This window comes from uncultured Methanobrevibacter sp., assembly GCF_937906425.1.
GTDB lineage: Archaea > Methanobacteriota > Methanobacteria > Methanobacteriales > Methanobacteriaceae > Methanobrevibacter.
The window spans coordinates 1-5,245 of record NZ_CALCYR010000315.1; the positions used below are offsets into that span (position 1 = coordinate 1).

General features: G+C 36.9%; 4 protein-coding genes and 1 pseudogene. 4 read left to right on the forward strand and 1 reads right to left on the reverse strand.

Going from position 1 to position 5,245, the window contains the following annotated elements:
* Positions 1 to 393: 393 nt before the first annotated feature.
* The 4 genes and pseudogenes from carA to Q0138_RS09290 all read left to right on the forward strand — a co-directional run bounded on the left by carA (position 394) and on the right by Q0138_RS09290 (position 4,898).
* Positions 394 to 1,473, forward strand: a complete 1,080-nt coding sequence (gene carA, locus Q0138_RS09275; RefSeq protein WP_297983841.1) for a glutamine-hydrolyzing carbamoyl-phosphate synthase small subunit — start codon at positions 394 to 396, stop codon at positions 1,471 to 1,473.
* Between the two features lie 195 nt (positions 1,474 to 1,668).
* Positions 1,669 to 3,066, forward strand: a pseudogene (carB, locus tag Q0138_RS09280) (carbamoyl-phosphate synthase large subunit); the annotation flags it as partial.
* Positions 3,067 to 3,075: 9 nt separating this feature from the next.
* A complete protein-coding gene (locus tag Q0138_RS09285) occupies positions 3,076 to 3,924 on the forward strand; it encodes a TraB/GumN family protein (RefSeq protein ID WP_297983851.1) in 849 nt (282 codons plus the stop codon).
* 122 nt (positions 3,925 to 4,046) lie between these two features.
* Positions 4,047 to 4,898: a TraB/GumN family protein gene (locus tag Q0138_RS09290; RefSeq protein ID WP_297983844.1), complete on the forward strand. Its 852-nt coding sequence runs from the start codon at positions 4,047 to 4,049 to the stop codon at positions 4,896 to 4,898.
* On the opposite strand, the gene Q0138_RS09295 is transcribed toward Q0138_RS09290, so the two are convergent.
* Complete coding sequence (locus Q0138_RS09295; RefSeq protein ID WP_297983847.1) at positions 4,877 to 5,128, reverse strand: hypothetical protein; 252 nt, start codon at positions 5,126 to 5,128, stop codon at positions 4,877 to 4,879. The genes Q0138_RS09290 and Q0138_RS09295 overlap by 22 nt on opposite strands.
* Between the last annotated feature and the right edge of the window lie 117 nt (positions 5,129 to 5,245).

The window sequence follows — 5,245 nt, forward strand, 5'->3', positions numbered from 1 at the left end:
AATTTATAAATGATTTATTTTCAATAGATAAGTTAAAATATTCAATTTTACATATATTATATTATAATGAAAATTTATTAAATATGTATTTTTATAGGCATATTTTTAATTTATCATTAATCGGTACAATTTTCCGTTCGGTTGTTTTTTGGAAATTTGTTTATGGAACATTTTAAATTAAATAAATTACATAAATAATTAAGGAAAATAAAATGTACTTTTAATTAATCAAATTTATAAAAAATCTATATTAAAATTATGTTAAAATTATATAAAAATTATATAAAAACTATAAAAAAACTATATAAAAATTATATAAAAACTATATTTAACTACTATACTTGACTTTTATCAGTATATTTTAAAAAATGCAATGAATATTATGGTGATTAAATGGGAAGAGAGGCAAAATTAGCTTTGGAAGATGGAACTGTTCTAAAAGGAAAAGCCTTTGGTTATGAAACTGTAACCGTAGGTGAACTTGCTTTTTCAACTGGTATGTCCGGTTATACTGAGGCATTGACTGACCCTTCTTTTAAAGGACAAATTTTAATGTCCACTTATCCTTTGGAAGGAAATTATGGAGTCAGTGAAGATTGGTATCAATCAGACAAGGTACAGGTTGAAGGTTTTGTAGTGAGGGAGGCTTGCAAGAATCTATCAAATTATGGAACTCGCAAAACCTTGGATGAGTTCTTGAGGGAGTTTAAAGTTCCTGGAATTGAAGATATCGATACAAGAGACTTAACTTTAAAAATCCGTGAAAAAGGTTCCTTAAAAGCGGCATTGGCTACTGAAGAAATTGATGATGATGAACTTGTAGCTAAGGCTCGTGAACATAAAAGCATTATCGATTTGGATTTGGTTCCTTTAGTCTCCACACCTGAAATCAAGACTTTCGGTGACTTTGACAAGACTGTAGCAATTATTGACTGCGGTGTCAAAAAGAACATTATCAATTGTTTCCTTGAAAATGAAATTGGTGTTGCTTTATTCCCTTATGATACCGATTATCAAACAATTTTGGATTATGGTGTAGATGGACTTATGGTTTCCTCAGGTCCTGGAAATCCTGAAAGACTTAACAGCACAACTGAAAATGTGGAAAAATTAATTAACAAGTTCCCTGTATTCGGTATTTGTATGGGGCAACAGCTTGTTGCCAAGGCTTTTGGTGCCACTACCTATAAGATGAAATTTGGTCACAGAGGAGCAAACCAACCTGTAAAAGACTTGAAGACTGGAAAAGTATTTATAACTTCTCAAAATCATGGATTCTGTATTGATCCGGAATCATTGAAGGGCAGTGATTTGGAATTGACCCAAATCAATTTAAATGATGGCACTCCTGAAGGATTTGCACACAAGGAATTGCCTTTAAGAACTATTCAGTATCACCCTGAATCAGGTCCTGGTCCAAATGACACAAGGGTTTTGTTTGAAGAGTTCAGTCAAATGATTAGGGAGTATTAGATTAGTTTTTTAATGCTTATTTAAATGATTAGGGAGTATTAGATTAGCTTTTTAATGCTTATTTAAATAATTGGAGAGTTGTTTAGTAATTAATTAGTTAAATAAACAATTTTAATTGGAATTTCATTGTATTTTTTATAAATCAAATTTATGAATTATTGAATTATTACTTATGTGGATTTAAGAGAGGATAATATGCCTGTTGATAAGGATATTAGTAAAGTGCTTATAATTGGTTCTGGACCTATTCAAATTGGTCAAGCTGCTGAGTTTGATTACTCCGGTTCTCAAGCTTGCAAATCACTTAGAGAAGAAGGATTGGAAACTGTTCTGGTTAACAGTAATCCTGCTACAATCCAAACTGATATGGATATGGCAGATACTGTCTATACAGAACCATTAACTCCAGAACTTGTTCGTCAAATTATAGAAAAGGAAAATATTGATGCTATTTTGCCTACCATGGGTGGACAAACAGGTTTAAACATAGCAACTGAACTTGGAAAATTAGGACTTTTGGAAGGAATAAAGGTTATTGGTTCAGATGTTCAAACCATTGCTGATGTGGAAGACAGAGACTTGTTTGCTAACTTTATGGATAGATTAAATGAGCCTATCCCTAAATGTCAAGCTGTCGAATCTGTTGAAGAGGCTTTGGAAGCTGTTGAGGATATTGGATATCCTGTGATTGTCCGTCCCGCATTTACCCTTGGAGGTACTGGTGGTGGAGTGGCCAACAATGAGGAAGAGCTTATTGAAATTACAAACCATGGTCTTGACATGAGTTACATTAACCAGGTTTTAATCGATGAATCAGTTCTCGGTTGGAAGGAAATCGAGTTTGAGGTCATGAGAGATAAAAACGACACCTGTATCATTGTATGTAACATGGAAAATGTGGACCCTATGGGTATTCACACAGGAGACAGTATAGTAGTTGCTCCTATTCAAAATTTAAATGATGAGGTCTGTCAACGCTTAAGGGATGCTTCAATCAAGATTATCAGAAACTTGGGAATTAATGGTGGATGTAATATCCAGTTTGCATTAAACCCTGAAACAAATGAATATAAGATCATTGAGGTAAACCCTCGTGTAAGCAGAAGCAGTGCGCTTGCATCCAAGGCAACAGGTTATCCTATTGCAAAAATATCCTCCAAGGTTGCACTTGGTCTTACATTGGATGAGATTAAAAACGACATTACCAAGGAAACTCCTGCTTCCTTTGAACCATCTATCGATTATATTGTTGTAAAAATCCCAAGATGGCCTTTCGATAAGTTTAAAGGCATAGACAGAAAAATCGGCGTTCAGATGAAGGCAACTGGAGAGGTAATGGCTATCGGCAGAACCTATGAAGAAGCTATTCAAAAGGCTATCCGTTCCTTAGACATTGGATTGCATGGTTTTGAATATCTTGATTACACTGAAGACAATCTCATAAACCCTACAGATGAAAGGCTATTCCAATTCTATTCAGCAATCAAGGATGGAAGATCCGTTGAGGAACTTGCTGAAATGTCTAAGATGGATGCATTTTTCCTATACAAAATCAAAAACATAGTTGATTTTGAAGCTAAGGTTACAAAAGAAGCTTCTAGAATGTTCTGGAAAATAAGCGGAACAGATAAAGAAGGAAAAACTTCCGTCGTCTATGTTCAAGGTACTATTCACATTGGCTCCAAAAATCTTTTTCCACTAGACAAAGCCGTTCTGGATGCTTTTGCTTCTGCGGATCTTGTTGCAGGAGAACTTTCAGCAGATGATATGAACAGCATACAGATAAAAGCAGTGCGCCTCATTCAGGAAAGTTTTATAAAGGCTGGGGGCAAAAAAATAAGCGACAGTCTTTCCCAAGAAGAAATCGCTTCGCTCAATACACTTTTGGGTTCTTCCATGGTCGTTACATCTTTGGATAGGGCAGAACCTTGGGTGCTTTCCCTTTCGCTTTTGGGAAAGACAGTTCAGGAAACTACGGATCTTAGCGCTAACTATTCAGTTGACTCCTATTTTTTAAAACTTGCCTCTGAATCTTCCAAAGAAGTAATTGGCCTTGACGACATACAGGCCCAGTTCGATGTACTTACATTCGGAACTTACGAACAGCAACTAAAGATTTTAAAGGCTACCATAAAAGAGTGTTCTGACCCAAAATCAATTCAGGAAACCAAGGCAGAACTTGAAAACTTGTACGCAGCATATCTTGCAGATGATGTTGCAAAGGTTGCATTGATTTCTCAATCATCCAACGAAAAGGACATAAGCGACTACGATGACTTTGGAGAGGAATACTTAAAGGTTGTCTACGACAGGCGCAACGAAGACTGGGCAAATGATATAAAGGGCTTTTTAGAGAAAGGCGGTGTGAGCTTTATTTTTGCAGGCTGTGCCCATTGGGTTGGAAAAAAATCCGTCTTTGAATATATGCGTTCTCAGGGCACAATCGAGTGAGTTCAAAATCATCTTTTCTATTTTTATTGTGCTCTTTTATATTTGTCTTTTTATCCGTTTCGTGTATTTCGCTACCAAAGGCTTTATTTCCAGGCAGAAAGTCTTTGCCTGTTTTGGAAAAGATGGAAGAGCGGATGTTTTGGCGAATCCGTGGCTACAATTCTAGCGGAAAGAAATTTACAGTTTATATCCAAGGCACAATTCATGTAGGAGACGAAAGGCTTTATCCCTTAGAAAAAAATGTCCTCAAGGCCTTTCACTCATCTTCTACACTTATCTCTGAGCTAAGCGGAGAAGACTTAAAGATGTTCAGCGATGAAATCCGCGAAAGAACTACAGGAAGCTTTTCTAAGGCTGCTGGACGGACTGTAACTAAAAATCTTTCTGCTGCAGAAAAAGAAAAGCTCCGCCTTATACTTGATGACGAGACAATCGACTTTCTGACCCTGCTTGAACCTTGGTGCATGATTATGGCGCTTTGCTCTTCTCCACAAGTGCAGTCCAAACTTTCACCTGATTTTTCCCTTGACGAATATTTTTCCAAACTGGCTGTGGAAGAAAAAAAGGATGTACTTGGCCTTGAGACATTGGAAGAACAACTCGATTCCATAAGCGGCGGAACTTACGACGAGCAACTTTCCCAGCTCAAAGAAATACTTTCGGGAATTGATGCTTTAGCTTTTAAGCAGGAAATGAATTCTGCAAGCATGGACTTATACGAAGCCTATCTTGCCTGCGATATGGAAAAGATGAGGGAACTTACCACAGAAGATGAGCGCAATAAAAAGTGGGCGGAGAGGCTTTTGTCCTATTTTGAAACAGGCGGAACATTTTTTGTCTTTGCAGGTTGTGCACATTTTGTTTCAGAAAATTCTGTCTTCGATTATCTTGAAGATTGGGGGGCTGTTCGGCAGTGTTCAACCGTGGTTCGACAAAGCTTACCAACCGAACTTCAAGATTCAGGGTCAAAGTAGACTTCTATATGAAACTTAAAGTCTTCATTTTCCATGGAAAGCATGTCTTCTAGCGTGTAGGTTTTGCTCTGGAAAAATACTGAATTTACATAGTAGCAGACAGGAATATTTTTGAATTCATCTCGGTCAAAAATATCGGTGTTCCAGTTTACGTCCTTTCCCAAAAAGAGCTGATTTGTCCTGTCTTCGATTTTTTTGTGGGAAGCGTAGATGTTCCGCTGCCCCTTCATTCCGTATTCAGAGAGGTATTGCACTTGCTCGTCTGTTAGTCCGCTCAGGCTACCGTCCCCTTCATAACGGAGGGAGCCTTCTATTATATACTCTTTGTAAAGTTCTATTCCCTTTTC

Excerpts from the sequence above, each read along its gene's own strand:
- carA (WP_297983841.1), top strand. The coding sequence starts at position 394 with ATGGGAAGAGAGGCAAAATTAGCTTTGGAAGATGGAACTGTTCTAAAA.
- Q0138_RS09285 (WP_297983851.1), top strand. The coding sequence starts at position 3,076 with ATGTTCTGGAAAATAAGCGGAACAGATAAAGAAGGAAAAACTTCCGTC.
- Q0138_RS09290 (WP_297983844.1), top strand. The coding sequence starts at position 4,047 with ATGGAAGAGCGGATGTTTTGGCGAATCCGTGGCTACAATTCTAGCGGA.
- Q0138_RS09295 (WP_297983847.1), bottom strand. The coding sequence starts at position 5,128 with ATGAAGGGGCAGCGGAACATCTACGCTTCCCACAAAAAAATCGAAGAC.